The following is a 1,871-nucleotide window of genomic DNA, read 5'->3' as shown; positions in this document are numbered from 1 at the left end:
TCTCGACACCGCCCGCACGCACGAGATCATGGACCTGCTCACCCGGCTCAACACCGAGCTTGGCCTGACCATCGCCATGGTCACGCATGAGGCCGACGTCGCCGAATATGCCGAACGCACAATCCGCTTCCTCGACGGCCATGTCGCTTCGGATTCCAGGAAGCTGGAGATCGCATAGCCATGATCTGGGAAACCGTCCGCCTCTCGCTGCGCTCGATCCGCCGCAATGTACTGCGGTCGTTCCTGACGCTGCTCGGCATCGTCATCGGCGTTGCCGCCGTCATCGCCATGCTCACCATCGGCTCGGGCACCACAGCAAAGGTCAAGGCCGACATCTCCAAGCTCGGCAGCAATCTGCTGGTGGTCCGCTCCGGCCGTCCGGCCGGCCCCGGCGGACCGGGCGGGCTCGACCAGGTGGTGCGTCCGCTCGCGGAAAAGGACCTGGCGGCGCTGGTGGCGCACCTGACTGGCGCGCGCGCCATTTCGCCTGCCTCGCAAAAACAGGTGCGCGTCATCTTCGGCACCGAGAGCCTGACCTCGGGCGTCACCGGCACCGACAGCGCCTATCTCGATGCGCGCGACTGGAAGCTGGTGTCGGGCCGCCCGTTCAGCGATTCCGAAACCCGCTCGGGCACAGGCGTGTGCCTGATCGGCGAGACCGTGCGCCAGCAGTTCTTCGGCGCCGGCGATCCCGAGGGCGAGATCATCCGCGTCAACCGCACCTCCTGCAAGATCATCGGCCTGCTCGAGCCCAAGGGCTATACCGGCTTCGGCCAGGACCAGGACAATGTCGTGCTGATGCCGCTGCACGCCTACCAGCGCCGTATCGCCGGCAACCGCGACATCGACAACATCTACATCGCCGCCGACGACCGCACGCCGACCAGCGAGTTGCAGCCGCGCGTCGAGGACATCTTGCGAGACGCGCGCCGCATCACACCCGATCGCGAGAGCGATTTCGCCATCCGCGACATGACCCAGATCGCCGACGCCATGGCCAGCGCCACAACCACCATGACCGGCATGCTGGGCGCCGTCGCCGGCGTCAGCCTGCTGGTCGGCGGCATCGGCATCATGAACATCATGCTGGTGTCGGTCACCGAACGCACGCGCGAGATCGGCATCAGGCTGGCCATCGGCGCGCATGAAAAGCACATCCTCATCCAGTTCCTGGTCGAGGCGACGGTGCTGTCGCTGCTCGGCGGCATCATCGGCATCCTGATCGGGCTGGCGCTGGCCGGCCTCGCCGCGGTGACGCTGACCATTCCCTTCGCGCCGAGCCCGGCGGTGATCCTGCTCGCCGTCGGCTTTTCCGCCCTGATCGGCATGGTGTTCGGCTTCTTCCCTGCGCTGCGCGGCGCCAGGCTCGACCCGATCGACGCGCTGCGGCACGAATAGGATGGCGGCCTCGGTCGCATCCGGCACTCTGTCCGGATTTGCACAACCTTTGCTTGTTCGTCCCGCGCCGGCACTGTCGCCGCGCCGTTCGCGATGCTAGGGCAATTCACCTGGATGGAGGAATGCGGGATGAGCAAGAAGGCGCGACTGGTCCTGGCGATGGTGATCATCGAGGCAGGTCTTGCAGGCATCTGGTGGTATCTCGCCCGCTTCGGCATGGCCAATCCCGATCGCGTCACCGCTGACTTCCAGGCGGTCGTCGGCCAGACCATGGGGATGGCCATGGGCGGCTTGCTGGGCATCGGCTTTATCCTGTTCCTCGTTGCCGCCCGCAACGATCGCAACGCGGCGCAGAACAAGACGCGCCCTTAATTCCCGTTTGCGAAATGCCACTCGATCAGCGGCTTCATGTGCGGCGAGAGCCCATCCGGCAGGTCGGCGGCATGGCGGATGATCACCGGTCCCTCGATCTC

The 1,871-nt window shown here is 66.1% G+C and carries 2 protein-coding genes and 1 pseudogene; all 3 read left to right on the top strand.

Features of this window, described 5'->3' with window-relative positions:
• Positions 1 to 178, top strand: a pseudogene (locus tag EOB59_RS36835) (macrolide ABC transporter ATP-binding protein); the annotation flags it as partial.
• A gap of 2 nt (positions 179 to 180) precedes the next feature.
• Positions 181 to 1,398: an ABC transporter permease gene (locus EOB59_RS29560; protein WP_127396388.1), complete on the top strand. Its 1,218-nt coding sequence runs from the start codon at positions 181 to 183 to the stop codon at positions 1,396 to 1,398.
• Positions 1,399 to 1,527: 129 nt separating this feature from the next.
• A complete protein-coding gene (locus EOB59_RS29555; RefSeq protein WP_128289849.1) occupies positions 1,528 to 1,770 on the top strand; it encodes a hypothetical protein in 243 nt (80 codons plus the stop codon).
• Positions 1,771 to 1,871: the final 101 nt, after the last annotated feature.

The sequence above is a fragment of the Mesorhizobium sp. M7A.F.Ca.MR.176.00.0.0 genome (assembly GCF_004023165.1).
Lineage (GTDB): Bacteria > Pseudomonadota > Alphaproteobacteria > Rhizobiales > Rhizobiaceae > Mesorhizobium.
This window is presented reverse-complemented; position numbering and strand designations above follow the sequence as displayed.

Bases quoted from the DNA above. Each gene is read 5' to 3' on its own strand.
- EOB59_RS29560 (WP_127396388.1), top strand. From the start codon at position 181: ATGATCTGGGAAACCGTCCGCCTCTCGCTGCGCTCGATCCGCCGCAAT.
- EOB59_RS29555 (WP_128289849.1), top strand. From the start codon at position 1,528: ATGAGCAAGAAGGCGCGACTGGTCCTGGCGATGGTGATCATCGAGGCA.